This window comes from Polynucleobacter kasalickyi, assembly GCF_900176405.1.
GTDB classification, from domain to species: Bacteria; Pseudomonadota; Gammaproteobacteria; order Burkholderiales; family Burkholderiaceae; genus Polynucleobacter; species Polynucleobacter kasalickyi.
In genome coordinates, this window is sequence record NZ_FWXJ01000015.1 from 42,976 (window position 1) to 64,882 (window position 21,907).

The window sequence follows — 21,907 nt, forward strand, 5'->3', positions numbered from 1 at the left end:
ATTGCAACAACACAGAGACGATCCTGATAAGAATGGGTTATTTGATGATGCTTTTAAGCCGCTAAATGAAGACCAGGCCATAAAATTATTTGGAGAAAACTTAAAACCAAGAATTAATTCTCCTTGGGAAATAGTTATTTTGCAATGTTATTTGACAATATTGTTTACAATCCTAGTTGCTCTAATTAATGTAAAATTAAAGGTTGAAGGTGTTGTAATTTCAGTACTACTTGGATCAATTTTAGGGGTATTCCCTAATGTTGCGTTTATAATGCGTATGAAAATAAGCGAAAGTAATTACAAAGAGTCTGCAGAAAAGTTTGTTTATACTCTAGTCTCTGCAGAATTCATAAAAATTACACTTTTGTTAATTATCATGTTTCTAGTAGTAAGCAATGTTCCTCAATTGAAGTGGTTACCCTTTTTGGGTATGTTCATAATTACTTTGCAGGCGAATTGGCTGCGAGGGTTAAAATTGAAGTTTTTACGATAAGTTATCAGGATAAAAAGTAATGTCAACACCAGCTGAAGGTTTGCAACCAACCGAATACATTATTGAACATTTAACGAACCTAAATAATCTAGGTGAGGTTCAATCAAAAATCGTAGACTTCAGCATCATTAACTACGATACAGTTTTTTGGTCCACAATGATGGGACTATTAACAATTGCTTTCTTAATATTTGCTGCACGCAGGGCAACTGCCGGTGTCCCAGGTCGATTCCAAGGCTTAGTTGAGTTGGTAGTTGAGTTAGTTGAGGCTCAATCGAAAAGTATTGTGCATGGCGACAGAACATTTATCGCCCCTTTAGCTTTACTTGTGTTTTGCTGGATCATTTTCATGAATACACTTGATTTAATTCCAATTGATTGGATTAATGGTGTTAACGGCCTTCTCGGTGTTTTTCATTTGCATATTCCTCATCATAAGATTGTTCCAACTACAGATTTAAATGGAACAATGGGAATGTCATTATCTGTTCTGCTGATTATTTTTTATTACAGCATTAAGATCAAAGGTGTTGGTGGTTTTGCCCATGAGCTAATCTCCGCGCCATTCGGTGCTAAGTGGTATATGGCTCCATTCAATTTGATGTTGAATATTATCGAATATGTTGCGAAGACAGTTTCGTTGGGTATGCGACTATTTGGTAATATGTATGCCGGCGAATTAATTTTCATGTTAATTGCACTTTTAGGTGGTGTTTGGACCTTTGGTGTAGATTTGACAATCTTGGGTTTCATTGGCCACGTCATAGCTGGTGCAGCATGGGCCATCTTCCACATTTTGGTAATTTTGTTACAGGCATTTATTTTCATGATGTTGACTCTGGTCTATATTGGTCAGGCGCATAGTCATCATTAATTTACGGTTTCATTTTTCATTTTTTATTTTTTAACACTAGGAGTCAACAATGCAAGAATTCATCGCTAACATTCAAGGTATGACAGCAATCGCTATCGGTATCATTATCGGTTTAGGTGCTATCGGCGCTTGTTTAGGTATCGCACTAATGGGTGGTAAATATATTGAAGCATGTGCACGTCAACCTGAATTGATTGAGCCATTACAAACAAAAATGTTCTTGTTAGCTGGTTTGATTGATGCGGCTTTCTTGATTGGTGTTGGTATCGCTATGTTGTTTGCGTTCGCAAACCCATTGTTATCAAAATTAGGTAGCTAATAATTAGTTATTTGGAAAACTACCAGAACAATCTGGTAGTTATTAAAATCAACCGAAAGGAAAAGCCGTGAATCTGAACGCGACCCTATTCGCGCAAATGGTTGTGTTTTTTATACTTTGGTGGGTAGTGGCTACATTTGTTTGGCCACCCCTAGTAAAAGCCTTAGATGAAAGAGCAACTAAAATTGCAGATGGTCTTGCTGCAGCAGAAAAAAGCAAGACAGATTTGGAAATTGCCACAAAACGTGCTGATCAAGCCTTAGCTGATGCTAAGAATGAAGGTGCTCAAAGAATTGCTGAAGCAGAGAAAAAAGCTCAAATGAGTGCAGATGAGATTAAGTCAAATGCACAAAATGAAGCAGCTCGTATTATTGCTCAAGCTAAATCTGAAGCAGATCAACAAATAATCCGCGCTAGAGATACTCTTAGGAATGAAGTGGCTTCTTTAGCCATTAAAGGTGCAGAGCAAATTTTACGCCGTGAGGTAGATCAAAATGCTCATCAAGCACTTTTAGATCAATTGAAAGCTGAGCTCTAATATGGCAGATATCGCCACAATAGCACGCCCATACGCAGAAGCATTGTCCGAGTTGGCTAAAGATACTGAATTAGTAAATTGGTCTGAATCTTTGTTCGAGCTGGCACAGCTAGCCTCACATCCGGACATAGCTTCTTTAGCAAACAACCCAAATGTTTCTATTCAGCAAATTTGTGAGCTTTTGACGACTGGGATAAAGACAACTGCAAGTGAACCAATTAAACAGTTCATTAATTTAGTTGCACAGAACCATCGTATTTCTGCGATTCCTGAAATTGCTATACAGTTTGAGCAAATTAAGAATCAAAGAGAAGGTGCTGCGGAAGTAATGATTACCAGTGCTTTTCCTATTGATGAAGCAACATTGGCAACTTTACTTGCTTCACTAACAAAAAGATTTGGTGGCAGAAACTTACGTCCAACCGTAACCATAGATCCAGAATTAATTGGTGGTGTGAGAGTTCAGGTTGGCGATGAGGTGTTGGACTCATCAGTAAAGTCAAGACTACAAGCGATGCAAGCTGCGATGTCAGCTTAATGAGAATAAACGAAATTAAAAGACCTTAGGAGTTATAAATGCAACTTAACCCATCTGAGATCAGTGAACTGATCAAAAGTAAAATCAGCGGAGTAGGCGTTGATACAGAAGTTCGTAATCAAGGCACGGTAATATCAGTTACGGACGGAATTTGTCGTATTCATGGTCTATCTGGAGTGATGCAAGGTGAAATGTTAGAGTTCCCTAACAATACTTTTGGATTAGCATTGAACCTCGAGCGCGATTCAGTTGGCGCTGTGGTATTGGGTGAGTACGAACTGATTTCTGAAGGAGATCCAGTTAAGTGTACAGGCCGTATTTTAGAGGTTCCAGTAGGTCCAGAACTATTAGGTCGTGTTGTTAATGCATTAGGTCAGCCAATTGATGGCAAAGGTCCTATTAATGCAAAGTTGACCGACATTATTGAAAAAGTTGCACCGGGCGTTATCGCGCGTCAATCGGTTAGCCAACCTTTACAAACTGGGTTAAAGTCAATTGATGCAATGGTTCCTGTTGGTCGTGGTCAGCGTGAGTTGATTATTGGCGACAGACAGACTGGTAAAACAGCTGTTGCAGTAGATGCAATCATTAATCAAAAAGGTAAAGGCGTATATTGCGTATACGTAGCTATTGGTCAAAAGGCTTCAACAGTAAGTAACGTAGTTAGAAAGCTTGAAGAACATGGCGCTTTATCTTACACAATCGTAGTTGCCGCCACTGCGTCAGAATCTGCAGCGATGCAATATTTGTCAGCATATTCAGGTTGTACGATGGGTGAGTATTTCCGTGATCGTGGTGAAGATGCATTGATTGTCTATGATGACTTAACAAAACAAGCTGTAGCATACCGTCAAGTATCATTGTTGTTGAGAAGACCTCCAGGACGTGAAGCGTTCCCTGGCGATGTGTTTTATCTACACTCAAGACTACTAGAGCGCGCAGCTCGAGTTAATGCTGATTATGTCGAGAAGTTCACAAATGGTGAAGTAAAAGGTAAAACAGGTTCATTAACTGCATTGCCAATTATTGAAACTCAAGCTGGCGACGTTTCTGCATTCGTTCCAACTAACGTAATCTCAATTACAGACGGTCAAATTTTCTTGGAAACTGACTTGTTTAACTCTGGTATTCGTCCAGCTATTAACGCCGGTATTTCAGTATCTCGCGTTGGTGGAGCTGCACAAACTAAAGTTGTAAAGAAAATGTCTGGTGGTATTCGTACGGACTTAGCGCAGTATCGTGAATTAGCAGCTTTTGCTCAATTCGCTTCAGATTTGGATGATGCTACACGTAAGCAGTTAGAGCGTGGTCGCAGAGTGACAGAACTTTTAAAGCAAGCTCAATACTCTCCACAACAAGTATGGCAGTTATCAGCAGTTTTATATGCTGCTAATCATGGATATTTAGATGATGTTGATGTCAAAAATATTCTGCCTTTTGAAAAGGGATTGCTAGAGCACCTCAAGTCAAAATTTGCTGATTTAGTTGGTCGTATCGAAGATACAAAAGACCTAGGCAAGGATGACGAAGTTGCCCTCAAAGCAGCTGTTGAGGATTACAAGCGTTCTGCTTCTTTCTAAATTAAGAAGCTAAGGGAGAGCCTCAATGGCTGGAACAAAAGAGATACGAAATAAGATCAAAAGCGTACAAAATACGCGGAAGATTACTAAAGCGATGGAAATGGTCGCCGCATCTAAAATGCGTAAAGCGCAAGAACGGATGCGTGCGGCTAGACCTTATGCTGAAAAAGTAAAAACGATTGCAGCAAATTTAAGTAAAGCTAATCCTGAATACCGTCCTTCTTATTTAGAAACTAGAACTGTAAAAAATGTTGGAGTAATTTTAATAACCACAGACAAAGGTTTGTGTGGTGGTTTAAATACAAACATTTTAAGAACTCTAGTTAACTCAATGAAAGAATGGTCAGGCAAAGACGTTAATGTTTTATGCACTGCTATTGGTTCTAAGGGTATTCAGTTTTTAAATAGAGTAAAAGGCAACATCTTATCTCAAGCATCACACATTGGGGACTATCCCCGTTTTGAAGATTTGATTGGGACAATAAAAGTTCAATTGGATGCATTTGAAAATCAAGAAGTAGACGAGGTTTATATCGCTTACAACAGATTTATCAACACAATGAAACAAGAAGCTGTTCTCGAAAAAATCCTGCCAATTTCTGCAGATGAACTTGGTACAAAAGGTGGTGCTAGAGAAGAATCAGGATGGGACTATATCTATGAACCAGATGCTCAAACTGTAATTGATGAGCTAGTTAAAAGATACATTGAGTCTTTGATCTATGTTGCTGTTTCAGAAAATATTGCATCAGAACAATCAGCAAGAATGGTTGCCATGAAAGCTGCTTCTGATAATGCCAAAAATGTTATTAGTGAATTACAACTGGTCTACAACAAAACACGACAAGCTGCCATTACCAAAGAGCTATCAGAAATTGTTGGCGGAGCAGCCGCTGTTTAATTTATAAGAATTGTAAATATTGATTTGATTGGAGAGATGCAATGAGTAACGGAAATATCGTTCAATGTATTGGAGCTGTAGTAGATATCCAGTTTCCACGCGAAGGTATGCCTAAAGTTTATGAAGCTTTAGTTTTAGATGAAAACAATGAAGCTTCATTTGCAGAAAAAGGGTTAACCTTTGAAGTTCAACAGCAATTAGGTGACGGTATTGTTAGAACGATTGCTTTAGGTTCAAGTGATGGTTTACGTAGAGGCATGTCAGTAACATCAACAGGAGCTCCAATTTCAGTTCCTGTAGGTCAAGCAACTCTTGGTCGTATTATGGATGTATTAGGCAGACCGATTGATGAAGCTGGTCCAATTGCAACAGATGAGCGCCGTGCTATCCATCAACCAGCCCCAAAATTTGATGAACTTTCACCATCAGTAGATTTGTTAGAAACTGGTATTAAAGTGATCGACTTAGTTTGCCCATTTGCAAAAGGCGGTAAAGTTGGCTTGTTCGGTGGTGCCGGTGTTGGTAAAACAGTGAACATGATGGAACTTATTAATAACATCGCTAAACAACACGCTGGTTTATCAGTATTCGCAGGGGTTGGTGAACGTACACGTGAAGGTAATGACTTTTACCACGAAATGAAGGATTCAAATGTTCTAGACAAGGTAGCAATGGTCTTCGGTCAAATGAACGAGCCTCCAGGAAACCGTTTACGTGTTGCATTAACTGGATTATCAATGGCAGAACGTTTTAGAGATGAAGGTAGAGACATTCTATTCTTCGTTGATAATATTTACCGTTACACATTGGCTGGAACTGAAGTGTCTGCTTTGTTGGGTCGTATGCCATCAGCAGTAGGATATCAGCCAACTTTAGCAGAAGAAATGGGTCGTTTACAAGAACGTATCACATCCACAAAAACAGGTTCTATTACTTCTATTCAAGCAGTTTATGTGCCAGCTGATGACTTAACAGATCCATCTCCAGCAACGACGTTCCAACATTTAGATTCAACAGTCGTGTTGTCAAGAGACATTGCAGCTTTAGGTATCTATCCAGCGGTTGATCCATTAGATTCAACAAGCCGTCAATTAGATCCATTAGTTGTTGGTTCGGAGCATTATGAAGTTGCACGTAGTGTGCAGATTACTTTACAGCGCTATAAAGAACTAAGAGATATCATTGCAATTTTAGGAATGGATGAGTTGTCTCCAGAAGATAAATTATCTGTTGCACGTGCTCGTAAAATTCAACGTTTTTTATCTCAGCCTTTCCACGTTGCTGAAGTATTTACAGGATCACCAGGAAAATACGTTCCATTAAAAGAAACAATCAGAGGATTTAAAATGATTGTAGCCGGTGAATTAGACCATTTACCTGAGCAAGCATTTTATATGGTTGGAACGATTGACGAAGCAATTGAAAAAGCGAAGAAGCTTTAATAAAAAAGGTTTAGTGATACATGTCAACCATACATATTAATGTAGTAAGTGCTGAAGAATCCATCTTTTCTGGCGAAGCAAAGTTTGTTTCTTTGCCAGGAGAGTCTGGTGAGCTTGGTATCCTACCTGGACATATTCCACTAATTACACGAATTCAACCTGGTCCAGTTCGTATTGAAAAAGAAGACGGAACTGATGAGTTTGTATTCGTGGCTGGTGGTATTTTAGAAGTTCAACCTAAATGCATTACTGTTTTAGCTGACACGGCAATACGTGGCAAAGATCTCGACGAAGCTAAAGCACTAGAAGCAAAAAGACGAGCAGAAGAGAATTTAGCAAATCGTCAATCAGACATTGATTTTGCAACAGCTCAATCTGAATTTGCGATGGCTGCGGCTGAGTTAGCAACAATAGCAAGGTTAAGAAGAAAGAAATAAAATTCTATGGAAAACTATCAATCCCAATTTATCAACGATAGTTTTTTGAGGGCTTGTTTTTTAAAGCCCGTAGAATCTACGCCTGTATGGCTTATGCGACAGGCAGGCAGATATTTGCCAGAATACAATAAAACCAGGGCCAAGGCGGGAAGTTTTCTACAACTTGCAAAAAACCCTGGCTTTTGTTCAGAGGTAACTCTACAGCCACTAGATCGTTATCCATTAGATGCTGCTATTCTCTTTTCAGACATATTAACTATACCTGATGCAATGGGCCTTGGACTGAGCTTTGAACAAGGTGAGGGACCAAGGTTCTCCAATCCGCTACAGTCAGAAAAAAGTATATTAGATTTGCAAGAAGCTGATATGGATCAGTTAAAGTACGTTTTTGATGCAGTTTCTTTAATCAGAAAAGACTTAATGCAAAATGGTAAACAAAGAGTACCGTTAATTGGCTTTTCAGGAAGTCCATGGACTTTGGCTTGCTATATGGTTGATGGCGGTGGATCAAAAGAGTTTTTGCAAACAAAAACCTTATTATTTAAAAGACCAGATTTATTACAAAGAATTTTGGATATTAATATTGCTTCAGTTACAAAATATCTCGAATTACAAGTAGAGGCAGGTGCTCAAGCTTTAATGCTATTCGATACCTGGGGTGGCATGTTAGCAAATGGAGATTATCAAAAGTTTTCTCTTGAGCCGATGAAAGAAATTATTAAAAGGTTAAAACAAAATACCCATATTAATCAAAATGTACCCATCTTGCTCTTTACGAAGGGTGGAGGGGTTTGGATTGATGATTTAGCTGATTCAAATGCGAATGTTTTAGGCCTTGACTGGACAGTTTCTATTGGAAACATTAAAAATCAAATATTAGCCAAAAAATCGCAAGTTGCTCTACAAGGAAACTTAGATCCTATGGTACTAATGGGTAGTCATAATATTATCCAACAGAAGGCTGCGGGAATATTAAAAGACTTGTCGACCACAGCCCCATACAGTTCTGAACTATCACCTTTAGATGGACATATCTTTAATTTGGGTCATGGTATCTCACAATTTACCCCCCCTGAGAATGTAACTTGTTTGATTGATACGATTAAAACAGAATCAAAAAAATTAAGACTTGCTAAAATCTAGTCCTGATATAAAAAATTTTTTCAAAAGTTATACACAGCCACTCAGAAGTTTTAAAGAACAAGGATTTGTGGAATAAACTTAATTTACTTTATAAGTTAAGTGTGTAACTACTTGAAATAATTAAGAAATTTCACGGACAGCAAGAAGGGTTGTTTTATTTATAAGGTTACACGCAAAAGTTATACTTAACTTATTAAAAGTAATCCACAGAGTTATCCACAGGCAATTTAAAAGTTCAGGTTTACGATTAAACGAAAACTTTCAGTAAACTGGATGTAAATGAAAACATATTTCGTACAAATTGCAATTGACATCCCCCTTTTCAAACTTTTTGAATATTCTTGGAATTCAGAGCAACTTGGTCAGGAACCAGAGATAGGGCTCATTGTCGAGATAGAGTTTGGTAAAAAGAAAGTCTCTGGAATTGTCTATGAGATAAACTCTGAATCAATTAGCAAAAAAGAAAACTCAGCTTACACAATCAAAGAAGTAATACAAATTAGCCCGTGTCCGAGAATTAAGGATGCTGAGCTAAAACTATTTCAATTCGCGTCAAAGTATTACTTACGACCAATTGGAGAAGTAGTTTTTTCATCAATTCCTTCAGATTGGAAAAAACCAGTTAATTGGCCAAAACTACAAAAATCAATCAAGAAGAAAGAGAATTTAGGGATAAAGGAAGCCATTAGAGAACCCTTAACCTTAACATTTAATGAAGAACAAGATAAAGCAATCGAGGCACTCATCAACCTAAGTAAAGAAGGAAAATACTCGATAACCTTTTTGAAAGGAATTACGGGTAGTGGTAAAACGGCTGTATATTTAGAATGGATAAAAAGAATAACTGAAGATACAGCAAAACAATGTTTAGTATTAGTACCAGAAATAAATTTAACGCCACAATTAGAACAGACAGTTAAAAATATCTGCATAGGGAAAGAGGTCGTCATACTACATAGTAATTTGACGCCAAGCGAAAGAAATTATGCATGGTGGAAAATTCAAAATGGGGTGGGACAAATTATTGTTGGAACTAGACTGAGTGTATTTACACCGATCAAAAATTTGTCAGCAATAGTCATTGATGAAGAACATGACAATTCATATAAGCAACAAGATGGAATGCGATATTCGGCTAGAGATGTTGCAATATGGCGAGCAGCTGATTTAAAGATACCAGTATTGCTATGTTCAGCGACACCCTCTTTAGAAACCTGGGATAAGGTGTTAAAGAAAAAAATTGACCTATTATCCTTATCAAAAAGAGCCAAACCTGGCGCAACAATACCAAGCATAGAAATAATTGATATCAAAAATGAAGTAAATCAAAGTAAATTCAAAAACCTTGGTTTATGTGATTACACATTAGAAGAAATAAAGAAAACCGCATTAAGGAAAAAACAATCGTTAATCTTCATCAACAGAAGAGGTTACGCACCAATCCTTACATGTCATGCCTGTAATTGGAAATCCGAATGTAAAAACTGTAGTACGTGGCAAGTATTCCATAAAATTAGTGGGAAAAACAAAAAACCAATGTTGCAATGCCATCATTGTGGACTGATTGAACGGATACCTGAAGCGTGTCCAGAATGTGGTAACCAAGACCTTAGACATTTAGGAGTTGGCACCCAAAGCATCGAAGAAAATATAGAAAAAACTCTCCAAGAATTACGAATATTAAGGATAGATACGGATGTCACAAGGTCTAAAGGTTCAGCGGAAGAGCTCTTTCAGAAAATACATCAACAAGAAGTAGATGTAGTAGTTGGAACTCAGATGTTATCAAAGGGCCATGACTTTAGTAATGTAGAAACAGTCGTCGTGGTTGATATAGACAAAAGTCTTTATTCCTATGACTTTCGGGCAACAGAAAAAATGTATGCGCAATTGGTTCAAGTCGCAGGAAGAGGTGGTAGAGGTGATAATTTAGAAAACTCTAAAATCATTATTCAAACAGCATTTCCTGAACATAAGATCTTTAATGCTATCAAAGATGAAAATCTATATGAGTTTTATAACGAGCTACTTGAGGAAAGAAAAATTGCACAACTACCACCATTTTCATATCAAGCATTAGTGATGGCTGAATCAAAGAATCAGACAATGAATGAAGAAGTATTAAAAGGGTTGAAAAATTTCTTAGAAAACATAGGCAATAAAAACAACGGTTGCATTATCTATGACCCCGTTCCAAGAAGCATTCAAAGAGTTAGTGGAGTGGAAAGAACACAGGTTCTATTAGAGTCAACAGATCGAAAAAAACTTCAAACTTGTTTAGAAAAAATCTTGGATTATGCTGAGGCGCAAAAAAGTAAAAATCGTTCAATAAGAATCATTATTGAACGAGATCCCATCAGTTTTTAAACAGTAGTGTAATCAGAAACCGGTATACAAGCACAAAATAAATTACGGTCCCCATAGACGTTATCAACCCTTCCAACTGGCGACCAATACTTATTTTCCATCAACCGTTTAACAGGGTATGCGGCAATTTCACGGGAATAAGGATGGGACCAATCAGATTGAATTAAAGATAAAGCTGTGTGAGGAGCATTTTTTAGTGGGTTATCCAGAGAGTCAAAGTCCCCACGAATTACCTGATTAATTTCTTCCTTAATTGTTACCATGGCTTCAATAAAACGATCCAACTCCTGTTTGGACTCACTTTCAGTTGGTTCAATCATTAAGGTTCCAGGTACAGGAAAGCTCATCGTTGGTGCGTGAAAGCCAAAGTCAATTAATCTTTTAGCAATATCTTCGTTTGAGATACCAGAGATTTTTTGAATAGGCCTAATGTCTAAAATACACTCATGGGCAACTAATCCATGACGTCCAGAATATAGAATTGGATAAAAGGAGGAGAGCTGATTTGCAATGTAGTTTGCATTAAGAATCGCAATTTCAGATGACTTACGAAGACCATAAGAGCCAACCATTGCAATATACATCCATGAAATAGGAAGAATCGAAGCAGAGCCAAAGGGTGCAGATGAAATACGTGGTACTTCTGGAAAGGACTTGCCAACTGTTTTACCCGTAAAGGAGGATGGTAAAAAAGGCGCTAAATGAGACTTAACAGCTACAGGGCCAACACCAGGACCACCGCCACCATGAGGAATACAAAATGTTTTATGTAAGTTTAGATGACTAACATCTCCACCAAAAAGTCCGGGAGGAGCAGTTCCAACAAGGGCATTCATATTTGCCCCATCAATATAAACTTGACCTCCATGTGAATGAATAATATTGCAAATATCAATTACACCCGTTTCAAAAACACCATGAGTACTGGGATAAGTAATCATAATTGCTGCTAAATTTTTACTATGTAAAGAGGCTTTAGCTGTCAAATCTGCAATATCAACATTACCAAGCTCATCACACAATACAAGAACTACTTCCATCCCAACCATTTGAGCTGAAGCGGGGTTTGTGCCATGAGCAGATGCGGGAATTAGACAAATATTCCGGTGACCTTGCCCAATAGAGTCCAAGTAAGCTTTGATGATCAATAAACCTGCATACTCTCCTTGAGAGCCAGCGTTTGGTTGTAAAGAAATAGCATCATAGCCAGTAGCACCACATAACATCTGTTCTAGTTGTTCGATTAGGGTAGAGTAACCTGAAGTTTGTTCAGAGGGCGCTAAAGGGTGAATGGCGTTAATAGATGGCCATGAGATTGGCATCATTTCACTAGTCGCATTGAGCTTCATCGTACAAGAGCCCAACGGAATCATCGTGCGATCTAGAGCTAGATCTTTGTCTGAAAGCCTCTTCATATATCGCAACATTTCATGTTCAGAATGATATTGATGGAATGTTGCATGTGTTAAGAAAGAGGTCGAACGTAGAATGGTCTGCGGTAGATTCACTGCAACTTCAGAGGCAACTGAGACTTGCGAACTATTAAAGATTGATACTAAGGCTTCAACATCTTTTATTGAGGTCGTTTCATCAAAAGAAACGCCTAAAAGACTGTTACTGATTAGCCTTAAGTTAATTCCATGATCTTGTGCTGTTTGATAAATAGATTGAGCTTGAGGGGATTGAATACAAAGAGTGTCAAACCAGAATTGATGAACTAAGTCAAAGCCGGAAGAAATAAGAGATTGTGCTAAAAGGCTTGTTAGACGGTGAGTTTTGAACGCAATTTGCTTTAAGCCATCAGGCCCATGATAAGTAGCATACATGCCAGCAATAATTGCAAGTAAGGCTTGGGCGGTGCAGATGTTAGAGGTGGCTTTTTCACGACGAATATGCTGTTCTCTGGTTTGAAGGGCTAAACGATACGCGGGATTTCCAAACTTATCGACACTAACCCCAACGAGCCGTCCCGGCATACTCCGCTTGAACTTGTCTTTGGTTGCTAAGTAAGCAGCGTGGGGACCACCAAATCCTAATGGAACACCAAATCTTTGGGAGTTGCCAATTACAATATCAGCGTCAAAAGAGGAGGGAGCCTCAATTAAGGTTAAAGCTAAAAGATCCGCGGCAACAATGAGAAGAGCTTGTTGTTGATGAACACACTGGCTAACAGTGAGATACGTGTCAATAGGAAACAAGGCACCATCACCACCAGGGTATTGAATAAAGGCGCCAAAAAATTGATATTGATGAATTTGATTCAAGTCATCGACAATAATATTAATACCGAGCGGTTTAGCCCGAGTCTTAATGACTTCAATGGTTTGAGGAAAAGCGGAAGAATCAATAAAGAAATTATTTGAGTTGGAAGAGGAGGATCTTTTTGCTAAAGTCATTGCTTCTGCAGCTGAAGTTCCTTCATCTAACATTGAGGCATTGGCAATATCCATGCCTGTCAAATCTATAATCACTTGTTGAAAATTAATAATTGCCTCTAATCGTCCCTGTGAAATTTCTGGTTGATAAGGCGTATAAGACGTGTACCAAGATGGATTTTCAAGGATATTCCGTTGAATTACGGTTGGCGTAATAGTGTTGTAATATCCTTGACCAATCCAACTTTTAAAAACTTGATTTTTCTTTGCAATTTCTGATAAATAGGCCAGTGCATCAGACTCGCTTAGGGGGGTGTCAAAACCATGCAGATTAATTTCCGAACGAACACGAATATTTTCAGGCACTACATCATCAATAAATTGATCAAGGGAGGCGTAACCAAGACTCTTCAGCATGGAAGATTGGTCTTCAACAGCTGGACCAATGTGCCTGGATAAAAAATTTCCAATTGATTCGTTAGCATGAGAAATTGACATCGAAAACTAACCTCCTATTAAAGCGTTATAAGAATTAGCATCTAAAAGAGATTTGAGGTCTTCTACATTTGCTGGTGCAATTTTAAAAAACCAAGACTCATATGGACTTGAATTGATCTGTTCAGGTTGACTGGCTAAATCTTCATTAATAGCGACAACCTCACCAGATACAGGAGCATAAATATCACTTGCAGCCTTCACGGACTCAACTACAGCGCAGGATTGTTTTGCCTGAAGAGCCGCTCCAACTTTAGGAAGTTCAAGAAATACAATATCACCCAGGGCATCTTGAGCATGGTGAGTGATACCAACAGAAACAGTGCCATCATCATTGAGAAGGCTCCATTCGTGTGATTCAGCATAATGAAGGTTTTGAGGTAATGACATATAAATCTCCTAAATTAAATTAAATTTTTACCGCGACGAACAAAAGAAGTTTTTACTACTTTTGCGGGAATTGTTTGATCTCTAATAACAACTTCAACTTGGGATGCAATGGGAACCAAAAGAGGCACTCTTGCAAAAGCGATTGACTTTTGTAGGCTGGGACTAAAGGTACCACTAGTAATTTCACCATCACCAAATTCAGTCTTGATTATTTGATGAGCTCTTAATATACCCTTACCAAGTAAAACTAAACCAACGAATGCGAATTTTTTGGTATACGCCCGAAGTGCGGATGACCCCAAAAAATTTCTTTCGTTACTTAAATCTACTGTCCAAGCTAATCCACAGTCAAACGGATTAACTCCCACACTCATGTCTTGTCCATATAAATTGTAACCAGCCTCAATTCGTAAGGTATCACGAGCCCCTAAACCGGCAGGCAAAACGCCTTGTTGGATAAATAGATCCCAAATTTGACAGCCCGATGCTATCGGTAAAAATAATTCGAAACCATCCTCACCGGTATAGCCAGTTCGAGAAAACATGATTTCACCAAAATTAGTTTCAAATCGCTTGGAGCCAAAATAGGGTATTTCAGAAATTTCTTCAGATATCAGTGGAAATACTTGCTTCAAGAAATGAAGGCACAGAGGGCCTTGTAGGGCAAGTAAGACGAGAGGACTTTGCATACCTTGGAGATTCGAACGCCTAGGGATAATTTCAATACCGAGAAAATCTTTAGCAACACTTCTCATCCACTCTAAATCTGCTTCGGCAGTACTAGCGTTAATGACTAAACGATAAAAGTCATCCACTTTATAAACAATCAAGTCGTCTAATATGCCACCAAGTTGGTTTAACATGCAACTATATAAGGCCTGGCCATCACCCTGTAATTTATCAATATTGTTAGCCAACAGTTTTTGCAAAAAGACATAACAGTCAGCACCTTTGATATCAACTACGGCCATATGAGAGACATCAAAAAGAGAGGCAGCACCTCTTGTATGTAAATGCTCACTTATTTGAGATCCATAGTGAATTGGCATTTCCCATCCGCCAAAGTTGATCATCTTGGCATTAAGTTGAATATGTTGATCGTGAAAAATGGTAACTGCGCCCATGGGGAATCCTCAATTTAAAGGCCCCCCTGTCCTGTTACCTGAGAGATTCCACCACAAGTGATGTTAGCCCCTTCGGTGGGCAAATGAATGCCGCTCTCCAGAGTGTAAAATATTGACAGTCCTTTTGCCTGAGCGTTTACGGGCGTTTGCGCCTTCGGCGGTGAAAATCACTCTCTCCTATCAATAATTTATTTTAACCTAAGTTCATGTAAAACTAATTCCAACATTAAAAATTAAGTATGATATTCCTATGAGTCTAAAAATTGCGATAGTGCCGGTAACACCATTTGAACAAAATTGTTCGATATTGGTGTGTGATGAAACGAATCAAGCTGCCATTGTGGACCCCGGAGGAGATCTAGATCGTATCTTAAAGGTGGTCAATGAGAATCAGTTACAAGTAGTAAAAATTTTAATTACTCATGGACATTTAGATCATTGTTCCGCCGCGAGTGAACTGTCAAAAAAATTGAATGTACCCATTGAGGGACCCCATATAGATGATTTATTTTGGATTGATCAACTCCCATTACAAGCACAACGATTTGGCTTTAACCATCATGCTGAGTCATTTGTTCCAGATCGATGGTTGGTTGGTGGTGATATCGTGAAATTAGGAAATGAGACGTTTCAGGTGGAGCATTGTCCTGGACATACTCCAGGGCATGTCGCATTCATTAATGAGGGCGCTCAAATCGCTATTGTGGGAGATTTGCTGTTTGCTGGTTCTATAGGAAGGACAGATTTCCCGAGGGGGAATCATCAAGATCTAATAGATTCTATTAACAACAATTTATTTAAATACGGAGATGAAATAAGGTTTGTACCAGGTCATGGACCCAATTCAACTTTTGGTGAAGAAAGGTTGACAAACCCCTTTCTTCAATGAAAAGTAATTAAAGCGTCGAATTTATAAGATTTATTCTTTAGCAGAACCGGTTCTATGCGTTCTGTTATATAGACAGCTTGCACAAATCCAACGTTGTTTTTTGTTACTGGTTGGAATCCAAGTTCCACCTTCTAAGCGTTTTTCGCGACTGCAAGAAGAGCAAAACTTGAGGGATTGTGAAGTCGATTCAGTCGTTTCCGGACTTGTTGTAGTTGTGATTGTTGTTGTAGTCATGGTAAACCTCGCGCAGCAAAACCCCTATTTTAACACTTATTCAAAACCCCTACAATTAGGGGCTTGGAATCACTTGGATAGATTCAGCCGTCTTGTTACCATTGAAATCAAGCCAATATTTATTCTTGAAGTCATACAGCTTACACAGTTTGGCTGTTTCAAAGTACCATTTCCAAGTAAAGGGTTGAACGATGATTCTGCCTGGCAACAAAGTCTCAAGTTTGGCTTGTGCCTCTTGAAGATGGTATAACGGCACACCCATGTCAACGTGATGAGCTGTATGTTCCATGATGTGGTGCATCGTCGCTCCAAAATTGCGTTTGAAAGTTAAATGGACCGTTGTAGAAACAAATGGCTGAGCTTTCATCCACTCTGACTTATTGTCGTACCAAGAAACACTAGTATGAGTATGGTGAACATAAACGACCCAACCAATCATGCCATTCCAAAATAAATAAGGAATTACAAACCCACAGATCAGAGTAGTAAAAAATGACTGGTTAGTAGCGTAGGCCGCATAACAGAGCACACCAATCCAAACAGCACCAAATACACTAACCAAACAACTGTCTTTGAAGAAAATTTTACGAGTTGAAGGCATATTTTTCTTCGTCGGAAAATACATCTTATTCCACCAGATTTCGATGAGGTAGTAAAAGACTGGCCCCCAACCACTGCGGTAAAGACGCTCTAAGTTCTGACGCCAAACGGGCATCTTATTAAACTCTTCAACACTCGCCGGAGCCCAGACAAAATCAAAGCCCTTTAGATTTGTTTGGCCATGATGAACCACGTTATGGCCAACTTCCCACAAACTAAACGGAGTGAGAGAAGGGAAAAAAGCAATCCTACCAAGCACCTTATTCAATTCCCGGTGCGGTGTATAGCTCTGATGGCAAGCGTCATGACCTAAGATAAATAATCGACCGATCCAAAATCCTGCGACATTGCCAAGCACAATTTTAATAAATAAATTTTCAATCAGGACTGTGCCAGCAATTAATGCCAACCAAATAATGATATCGACAACTAGAAGAGTGATTGCTTTAACCGTTTGCTTATTTGCAAAAGGCTCAATCCAGCTTCTAATGACTTTTCTATTTGGAATAGGCAATCCCTCAGGAATTGGACTCTCAAATGCTTGATTAGTAGTTGATGTAGACATATATAAATCAAATGTAATTAAATAATTTTCTATTTTAAGTGGGAATTAAGATGTACGTATTATGTGAACATAACTTTTTATGGGGGTAATAGGAAAGTTAGATCAGTGAATGCGACTGAAGGTTTGATGTCACAACAAAAAATAAGCGCATCTCTTAGAGTTTGTCCAACGATCTTTAATAATGGCGCGCCCGGCTGGAATCGAACCAGCGACCCTTGGCTTCGGAGGCCAATACTCTATCCACTGAGCTACGGGCGCCAATATTAGCCATATTGTAAGTGAGTAGACGGCCAATATGAATAAATAATTTGTCATTGCCAAAAAGAAGGCAACAAGTTTTTGTGATGAACTCTCGTTATAATTGATGAATTCAATAATTTATATCAAATCTGTTTCAAAGGAAAAGTAATGAGCGAAGAACACGGCAACCTAATCAAGTCACCTAAGCAATTGATTTTAATGGTAATTGCTGCATTTTTTATTCCCTTGGTAGTCATTCTATTGCTTCTGACTTATGCTAATAGCCATAATAAGCCATCAGGATCTGAAGACCGCGAGATAGCGAACCGCCTCATTAAGCCAGTGGCAAATTTAGATTTTAAAGATGCGAACGCACCAAAAGTGTTAAAGAGTGGCGAAGAGGTTTATAAAAGCGTTTGTGCTTCTTGCCATGGAACAGGTGCAGCAGGAGCACCAGTATTTGGTAAAAGTGATGCTTGGGGTTCAAGAATTGGCAAAGGTTATGCTACGCTTTTAAGTCACGCATTAAAAGGATACAACGCGATGCCTGCAAGAGGCGGAGCTGCTCCAGACGACGTAAGTGATTTTGAAATTGGAAGAGCAATTGTTTATATCGCAAACAATTCTGGAGGAAAATTACCAGAGCCAGTCGAACCAAGCTCTGACAAAGATGCCGCAAAGAAAAAATAAACAAAACTAACCAGCAAACAAGGTGCTTTAAACAACAAAGGCACCTTGTGAACTACTCGGGACTTCAGCGCCTGGGTAGCATTCCCAAAAGTCTTTTTCATCCCCCATTAGCGCGTTTTGAAGTCGCATTTACATCGAGATGACAATCAGCATTAACAAACTTAAGACTTCTGAAGATCTATTGGACTAGTTATTATTCGCCTTCAATCGACTTTTTTATCTCCAAGGCTAATGAATATGCTTGATTTTTTGAGAGTAAGCCAGATTGAGATAAGACTTCAGCAACTTGCCTACTGCCTAAATGTTGACTAAGAACTTTAGCTAGGAGATGTGGGCTAACACTGGCCTCGGTGGGTTCATCAGAGTTATTCGATACAGAATGAAAGCCTTCAACAATAATACAAAATTCACCCTTCAACAAATGATCGTTACTTAACCAATTTAGTAATTGGGAAGACAGCACGTAATGAACGGTTTCGAATTTTTTCGTTAGCTCTCTACCAATTAAAATCGTACGGGCTTCATTTTGTAACGCCACACCAATTTCAGTGAGACTTTCTTTGATCCTCTGAGGGGATTCAAAAAAGACACTGGAGAGTGAAGAAGTGTAAATTTTTTGCAGTAGCGCTTTTCTTTCACGCCCCTTCGTGGGTAAAAACCCTAAAAACTGAAATCTTCCCTCAGAGTGAATGGTTGTGACACCAGAAACAGATAGCGCTGCACTAACCGCACTCACGCCGGGAATCGGAATGACGCGCTTACCAGCTTGCACCATGGTATTAACAAGCTTTGCACCTGGATCAGAAATACCCGGTGTGCCAGCATCGGACACATAAGCCCATTTTTGACCTTGGGAAATCAACGCAAGTAATTTTTGCGATGCAACTACTTCATTGTGGTCATGAATGGCAATTAAAGGCTTCTGAATGCCTAAAAAATTGAGTAGATGTAGAGTATGGCGGGTATCTTCGCAGGCAATTCCATCCACTTCAGCTAAAACATATGCTGCTCTATAGGTTATGTCTGCCATATTACCGATGGGGGTACTTACAACATATAGGCAAGAATCAGGTAAATCCTGATGCCTTAAAGATTCATTTATTGAGAGGTTCATTAAAATGGTGGTTGCGTAACAATTTCGAATTGAATGTTATGTAATATGACATCATATACATATTCAAATAATATTAATTAAAAGCCCAGGAAATGAACACAAACTTAATTTCGAGAGTCGACAATCATTTTGAAGAAAGTATTGCGACGAAGCAAAAAAGCAAAAATGTTTTGTCTGCCGACTTAGCTAAAGCGATAGAGCAAATGTTTCAATGCGTAAATTCAGGATCCAAAATTTTGGCTTGTGGTAACGGTGGTTCCGCAGCTGACGCCCAACACTTTGCTGCAGAATTGGTCGGTAGATTCGAAAGAGAGCGAAAAGAATTTGGTGCGATTGCTTTAACTACAGACTCCTCAATTTTGACAGCCGTTGGCAATGATTATGGGTACGATGAGATCTTTAGTAAACAAGTGAGCGCATTAGGCAAGCCCGGAGACATCCTGCTGGCCATATCAACTTCAGGAAACTCGAAGAATGTCATCAAGGCTATCGAGGTTGCAAAGAAGAGGGGATTAACGGTGATTGCCATGACTGGAAAGGATGGCGGCACCATGGGGCGACTAATGGGCCCAGAGGACGTACATCTTTGCGTGCCGTCAGATAGAACGGCTCGTATTCAAGAGACCCATTTATTAATTCTTCACTGTTTGTGCGATGGTATCGACTACTTATTGTTAGGTTAACAAAATGAATTTATTAAATTTCTTGAGAAGCACCGCTGTTTTAGTCGGGGCTGTATCAATTTTGCAAGGTTGTTTTCCAATCATTGCGGGCTCAGGGCTTTACGGGGCAATGGTCTTAGCAGATCGAAGACCCTTATCAGTGACAACTATCGATAGGGGAATACAGCTGGAGCTAGAAGCCAATATACAAAATAAAGTTGGAACAAATGCCCACCTTAATGTCACTGTTTTCAATCAAAAAGTTTTACTAACTGGCGAAGTGCCTAATCAAAATTACAAAAACTTGGTTTTGCAGGAAGCTAACCAACAAGCAAATGTAAAAAAAGTATTTGATGAAATGAAAATTGCTGAAAATAGCTCAGCTGAAGACAGGCTCCTTGATACGTCGTTATTCAGTCTGGTCAAAGCGAGATTTATTGCAACCACTGATATACCGTCAAACTCAATGAAAATAGTAGTAGAGGCGAAGAGAGTCTATTTAATGGGCGTAGCAACAGAGTTGGAAGCAAAAGCCGCTGCCACTGTAGCAAGTCGGGCCAGTGATAGCATCAAAGAGGTTGTGAAGCTTTTTGATATTATTTCTGAAGAGGAAAAAAAGAAGCTAGATTCTATGGGTGTTCCCGAGACTAAAAAATAAATAAAATGTACTCTGCTGGTCATGTTAAATGGGCTCTAGCGCTCATCTGTATTGCTCTGATGCTGAGTGGATCAGTGAGGGCTGCAGAATTGATAGAAGGTAAAGATGTTGCGCGTAAGAGTCTTTGCTTGGGCTGCCACGCCGAAAAGCAAAAAGTAGTTGGACCTGCTTTTGCAGAGATTGCAAGAAGATACGACAACACTCCTCAGTCCTATACCTACCTAATCAATAGAATAAAAAATGGCGGAGTGGGCGCTTGGGGTGCCGTTCCTATGCCAGCAAATAAAAATAACATTACAGAAGATGAAATCAGGAAAGTGATTGATTGGATTTTTACAATGAAAACCGGCGAAAGATAAGCGCCTTCTTTGTTAAATGAATTTACGCGGCTTGTATAGACGCAGAGCCATCTTCAATACTTGCTGAAATGTTTCCTTAATCGAATAATCAATAACTGCCACGTGCGAATCCAAAGTTTCTCTAATCAAAGAAGCTTGGTTGCCTGGCTTGATTCTTAGATGAGCCTCAGCCTCGCCATGTGACTTTTCGACCACCATACCGGCTTTTCTGGCTATATGCATCATCCCTTGGTTAGAGGATAAACAGTGCACATACAAAATCCCAATGTTTGAATTACGGCAGTGCATAGCAGCGCGTTTAAAAAGGGCAGTACCAATGCCGATGCCTCGCCCTGACTCTGAGACAGAAACACCGAATTCAGCATCATTAAAGCTTTTGCCCTGTGAAGATGAGTAGCCAAGATGTGCAAAGCCTATCAGGGATAACGCATTATTAAAAACTCCAAAAAATACATCATGCCCGAAGTCGAAAGAGCTTACATAATTCTCAATAAAAAGATCAGATGCAAACATTCCAAACCGCAGAAGCCGATCTTCCTCAGATAAAGACAATAAGTGAGCTCTAATTTGCTCAATATGAGTAATAGACAACTCCAGAACTAGGACCGGGGTTGTATTAAGTGGGAAGGTATTAGAAGTTTTATACATAAATGATTAGATATCGATAGATTCATTTTAATCCAAAAAAAGAAATTTATCAGGGTTAACCCTAATAAATGAAAAAAGAAGAAAGAAAGCTTCAAAATAAACTCAAAGCAGAGAAAACGAGTCAGAGTGAGTATTGATGGGGTTGAGAGAGGGGGGAGGAGGAAAGAATAAAAAGAAAACCGAAATCTTTTCATCTTTTTCGTCAGAAAGTGTTGACAAGGGTAAATAGTTC

At 39.0% G+C, this 21,907-nt stretch carries 23 protein-coding genes, 1 tRNA gene and 1 riboswitch; of the genes, 16 read left to right on the forward strand and 8 right to left on the reverse strand.

The window, feature by feature from the left end; translation table 11 throughout:
• The first annotated feature begins 1 nt into the window (after nucleotide 1).
• From B8983_RS12100 to priA, 11 genes are all read left to right on the forward strand, one after another.
• Complete coding sequence (locus tag B8983_RS12100) at nucleotides 2-493, forward strand: ATP synthase subunit I (RefSeq protein WP_159460902.1); 492 nt, start codon at nucleotides 2-4, stop codon at nucleotides 491-493.
• 19 nt (nucleotides 494-512) lie between these two features.
• Nucleotides 513-1,367 carry a F0F1 ATP synthase subunit A gene (gene atpB / locus B8983_RS12105; RefSeq protein ID WP_084285371.1) on the forward strand — a complete coding sequence of 285 codons (855 nt, stop codon included), beginning with the start codon at nucleotides 513-515 and terminating at the stop codon, nucleotides 1,365-1,367.
• Between the two features lie 49 nt (nucleotides 1,368-1,416).
• Nucleotides 1,417-1,686: a F0F1 ATP synthase subunit C gene (gene atpE, locus B8983_RS12110; RefSeq protein ID WP_084285372.1), complete on the forward strand. Its 270-nt coding sequence runs from the start codon at nucleotides 1,417-1,419 to the stop codon at nucleotides 1,684-1,686.
• Between the two features lie 67 nt (nucleotides 1,687-1,753).
• Complete coding sequence (locus B8983_RS12115) at nucleotides 1,754-2,224, forward strand: F0F1 ATP synthase subunit B (protein ID WP_084285374.1); 471 nt, start codon at nucleotides 1,754-1,756, stop codon at nucleotides 2,222-2,224.
• 1 nt (nucleotide 2,225) lies between these two features.
• Entirely contained in the window at nucleotides 2,226-2,762 is a 537-nt protein-coding gene (locus tag B8983_RS12120) for a F0F1 ATP synthase subunit delta (RefSeq protein WP_084285376.1), read from the forward strand.
• A 38-nt stretch (nucleotides 2,763-2,800) separates the two neighbouring features.
• Nucleotides 2,801-4,342 carry a F0F1 ATP synthase subunit alpha gene (gene atpA / locus B8983_RS12125; RefSeq protein ID WP_084285381.1) on the forward strand — a complete coding sequence of 514 codons (1,542 nt, stop codon included), beginning with the start codon at nucleotides 2,801-2,803 and terminating at the stop codon, nucleotides 4,340-4,342.
• A gap of 25 nt (nucleotides 4,343-4,367) precedes the next feature.
• Complete coding sequence (gene atpG, locus B8983_RS12130; protein ID WP_084285387.1) at nucleotides 4,368-5,243, forward strand: F0F1 ATP synthase subunit gamma; 876 nt, start codon at nucleotides 4,368-4,370, stop codon at nucleotides 5,241-5,243.
• 41 nt (nucleotides 5,244-5,284) lie between these two features.
• Complete coding sequence (atpD, locus tag B8983_RS12135; protein WP_084285392.1) at nucleotides 5,285-6,685, forward strand: F0F1 ATP synthase subunit beta; 1,401 nt, start codon at nucleotides 5,285-5,287, stop codon at nucleotides 6,683-6,685.
• 20 nt (nucleotides 6,686-6,705) lie between these two features.
• Nucleotides 6,706-7,122 carry a F0F1 ATP synthase subunit epsilon gene (locus B8983_RS12140; protein WP_084285395.1) on the forward strand — a complete coding sequence of 139 codons (417 nt, stop codon included), beginning with the start codon at nucleotides 6,706-6,708 and terminating at the stop codon, nucleotides 7,120-7,122.
• A gap of 6 nt (nucleotides 7,123-7,128) precedes the next feature.
• The gene (gene hemE, locus B8983_RS12145) at nucleotides 7,129-8,265 is read left to right on the forward strand and encodes a uroporphyrinogen decarboxylase (protein ID WP_084285397.1); all 1,137 of its coding nucleotides are present in this window, start codon (nucleotides 7,129-7,131) and stop codon (nucleotides 8,263-8,265) included.
• 279 nt (nucleotides 8,266-8,544) lie between these two features.
• Nucleotides 8,545-10,632 carry a replication restart helicase PriA gene (gene priA, locus B8983_RS12150; RefSeq protein ID WP_084285398.1) on the forward strand — a complete coding sequence of 696 codons (2,088 nt, stop codon included), beginning with the start codon at nucleotides 8,545-8,547 and terminating at the stop codon, nucleotides 10,630-10,632.
• On the opposite strand, the gene gcvP is transcribed toward priA, so the two are convergent.
• The 3 genes from gcvP to gcvT are packed head-to-tail and all read right to left on the reverse strand — an operon-like array spanning nucleotide 10,629 to nucleotide 15,016.
• Nucleotides 10,629-13,505 (reverse strand): aminomethyl-transferring glycine dehydrogenase, encoded by a 2,877-nt coding sequence (gcvP, locus tag B8983_RS12155; protein ID WP_084285400.1) that lies wholly within the window; start codon nucleotides 13,503-13,505, stop codon nucleotides 10,629-10,631. The genes priA and gcvP overlap by 4 nt on opposite strands.
• Before the next feature lie 6 nt (nucleotides 13,506-13,511).
• Nucleotides 13,512-13,892 (reverse strand): glycine cleavage system protein GcvH, encoded by a 381-nt coding sequence (gene gcvH / locus B8983_RS12160; RefSeq protein ID WP_084285402.1) that lies wholly within the window; start codon nucleotides 13,890-13,892, stop codon nucleotides 13,512-13,514.
• A gap of 14 nt (nucleotides 13,893-13,906) precedes the next feature.
• Nucleotides 13,907-15,016, reverse strand: a complete 1,110-nt coding sequence (gcvT, locus tag B8983_RS12165) for a glycine cleavage system aminomethyltransferase GcvT (protein WP_084285404.1) — start codon at nucleotides 15,014-15,016, stop codon at nucleotides 13,907-13,909.
• A gap of 106 nt (nucleotides 15,017-15,122) precedes the next feature.
• Nucleotides 15,123-15,206, reverse strand: a riboswitch (glycine riboswitch).
• 60 nt (nucleotides 15,207-15,266) lie between these two features.
• Between gcvT and B8983_RS12170 the strand changes: the two genes are divergently transcribed.
• Nucleotides 15,267-15,905, forward strand: coding sequence for an MBL fold metallo-hydrolase (locus tag B8983_RS12170; protein ID WP_084285407.1), 639 nt, complete (start codon nucleotides 15,267-15,269; stop codon nucleotides 15,903-15,905).
• Between the two features lie 30 nt (nucleotides 15,906-15,935).
• Here the strand turns inward: B8983_RS12170 and B8983_RS13930 are convergent, their stop codons facing one another.
• From B8983_RS13930 to B8983_RS12180, 3 genes are all read right to left on the reverse strand, one after another.
• Nucleotides 15,936-16,139: a hypothetical protein gene (locus B8983_RS13930; protein WP_143736179.1), complete on the reverse strand. Its 204-nt coding sequence runs from the start codon at nucleotides 16,137-16,139 to the stop codon at nucleotides 15,936-15,938.
• Between the two features lie 55 nt (nucleotides 16,140-16,194).
• A complete protein-coding gene (locus B8983_RS12175) occupies nucleotides 16,195-17,304 on the reverse strand; it encodes a fatty acid desaturase (protein WP_084285409.1) in 1,110 nt (369 codons plus the stop codon).
• Nucleotides 17,305-17,486: 182 nt separating this feature from the next.
• Nucleotides 17,487-17,562 (reverse strand) — tRNA-Arg (locus B8983_RS12180).
• 150 nt (nucleotides 17,563-17,712) lie between these two features.
• On the opposite strand from B8983_RS12180, the gene B8983_RS12185 reads away from it, so the two are divergent.
• Nucleotides 17,713-18,234: a c-type cytochrome gene (locus tag B8983_RS12185; protein WP_084285411.1), complete on the forward strand. Its 522-nt coding sequence runs from the start codon at nucleotides 17,713-17,715 to the stop codon at nucleotides 18,232-18,234.
• Between the two features lie 193 nt (nucleotides 18,235-18,427).
• On the opposite strand, the gene rsmI is transcribed toward B8983_RS12185, so the two are convergent.
• Nucleotides 18,428-19,348: a 16S rRNA (cytidine(1402)-2'-O)-methyltransferase gene (gene rsmI / locus B8983_RS12190; RefSeq protein ID WP_084285413.1), complete on the reverse strand. Its 921-nt coding sequence runs from the start codon at nucleotides 19,346-19,348 to the stop codon at nucleotides 18,428-18,430.
• Between the two features lie 92 nt (nucleotides 19,349-19,440).
• Between rsmI and B8983_RS12195 the strand changes: the two genes are divergently transcribed.
• The 3 genes from B8983_RS12195 to B8983_RS12205 are packed head-to-tail and all read left to right on the forward strand — an operon-like array spanning nucleotide 19,441 to nucleotide 21,027.
• Nucleotides 19,441-20,031, forward strand: coding sequence for a phosphoheptose isomerase (locus tag B8983_RS12195; RefSeq protein WP_084285415.1), 591 nt, complete (start codon nucleotides 19,441-19,443; stop codon nucleotides 20,029-20,031).
• A 4-nt stretch (nucleotides 20,032-20,035) separates the two neighbouring features.
• The gene (locus tag B8983_RS12200) at nucleotides 20,036-20,668 is read left to right on the forward strand and encodes a BON domain-containing protein (RefSeq protein WP_084285416.1); all 633 of its coding nucleotides are present in this window, start codon (nucleotides 20,036-20,038) and stop codon (nucleotides 20,666-20,668) included.
• A 5-nt stretch (nucleotides 20,669-20,673) separates the two neighbouring features.
• The gene (locus B8983_RS12205) at nucleotides 20,674-21,027 is read left to right on the forward strand and encodes a c-type cytochrome (protein WP_084285418.1); all 354 of its coding nucleotides are present in this window, start codon (nucleotides 20,674-20,676) and stop codon (nucleotides 21,025-21,027) included.
• A 12-nt stretch (nucleotides 21,028-21,039) separates the two neighbouring features.
• Here the strand turns inward: B8983_RS12205 and B8983_RS12210 are convergent, their stop codons facing one another.
• Nucleotides 21,040-21,675, reverse strand: coding sequence for a GNAT family N-acetyltransferase (locus tag B8983_RS12210; protein ID WP_084285420.1), 636 nt, complete (start codon nucleotides 21,673-21,675; stop codon nucleotides 21,040-21,042).
• Between the last annotated feature and the right edge of the window lie 232 nt (nucleotides 21,676-21,907).

Bases quoted from the DNA above. Each gene is read 5' to 3' on its own strand.
- B8983_RS12185 (WP_084285411.1), top strand. From the start codon at position 17,713: ATGAGCGAAGAACACGGCAACCTAATCAAGTCACCTAAGCAATTGATT.
- hemE (WP_084285397.1), top strand. From the start codon at position 7,129: ATGGAAAACTATCAATCCCAATTTATCAACGATAGTTTTTTGAGGGCT.
- B8983_RS12210 (WP_084285420.1), bottom strand. From the start codon at position 21,675: ATGTATAAAACTTCTAATACCTTCCCACTTAATACAACCCCGGTCCTA.
- B8983_RS13930 (WP_143736179.1), bottom strand. From the start codon at position 16,139: ATGACTACAACAACAATCACAACTACAACAAGTCCGGAAACGACTGAA.
- B8983_RS12140 (WP_084285395.1), top strand. From the start codon at position 6,706: ATGTCAACCATACATATTAATGTAGTAAGTGCTGAAGAATCCATCTTT.
- atpE (WP_084285372.1), top strand. From the start codon at position 1,417: ATGCAAGAATTCATCGCTAACATTCAAGGTATGACAGCAATCGCTATC.
- B8983_RS12205 (WP_084285418.1), top strand. From the start codon at position 20,674: ATGTACTCTGCTGGTCATGTTAAATGGGCTCTAGCGCTCATCTGTATT.
- priA (WP_084285398.1), top strand. From the start codon at position 8,545: ATGAAAACATATTTCGTACAAATTGCAATTGACATCCCCCTTTTCAAA.
- atpA (WP_084285381.1), top strand. From the start codon at position 2,801: ATGCAACTTAACCCATCTGAGATCAGTGAACTGATCAAAAGTAAAATC.
- gcvT (WP_084285404.1), bottom strand. From the start codon at position 15,016: ATGGGCGCAGTTACCATTTTTCACGATCAACATATTCAACTTAATGCC.
- atpB (WP_084285371.1), top strand. From the start codon at position 513: ATGTCAACACCAGCTGAAGGTTTGCAACCAACCGAATACATTATTGAA.
- gcvH (WP_084285402.1), bottom strand. From the start codon at position 13,892: ATGTCATTACCTCAAAACCTTCATTATGCTGAATCACACGAATGGAGC.
- rsmI (WP_084285413.1), bottom strand. From the start codon at position 19,348: ATGAACCTCTCAATAAATGAATCTTTAAGGCATCAGGATTTACCTGAT.
- B8983_RS12195 (WP_084285415.1), top strand. From the start codon at position 19,441: ATGAACACAAACTTAATTTCGAGAGTCGACAATCATTTTGAAGAAAGT.
- gcvP (WP_084285400.1), bottom strand. From the start codon at position 13,505: ATGTCAATTTCTCATGCTAACGAATCAATTGGAAATTTTTTATCCAGG.
- B8983_RS12200 (WP_084285416.1), top strand. From the start codon at position 20,036: ATGAATTTATTAAATTTCTTGAGAAGCACCGCTGTTTTAGTCGGGGCT.
- B8983_RS12120 (WP_084285376.1), top strand. From the start codon at position 2,226: ATGGCAGATATCGCCACAATAGCACGCCCATACGCAGAAGCATTGTCC.
- atpG (WP_084285387.1), top strand. From the start codon at position 4,368: ATGGCTGGAACAAAAGAGATACGAAATAAGATCAAAAGCGTACAAAAT.
- atpD (WP_084285392.1), top strand. From the start codon at position 5,285: ATGAGTAACGGAAATATCGTTCAATGTATTGGAGCTGTAGTAGATATC.
- B8983_RS12175 (WP_084285409.1), bottom strand. From the start codon at position 17,304: ATGTCTACATCAACTACTAATCAAGCATTTGAGAGTCCAATTCCTGAG.
- B8983_RS12170 (WP_084285407.1), top strand. From the start codon at position 15,267: ATGAGTCTAAAAATTGCGATAGTGCCGGTAACACCATTTGAACAAAAT.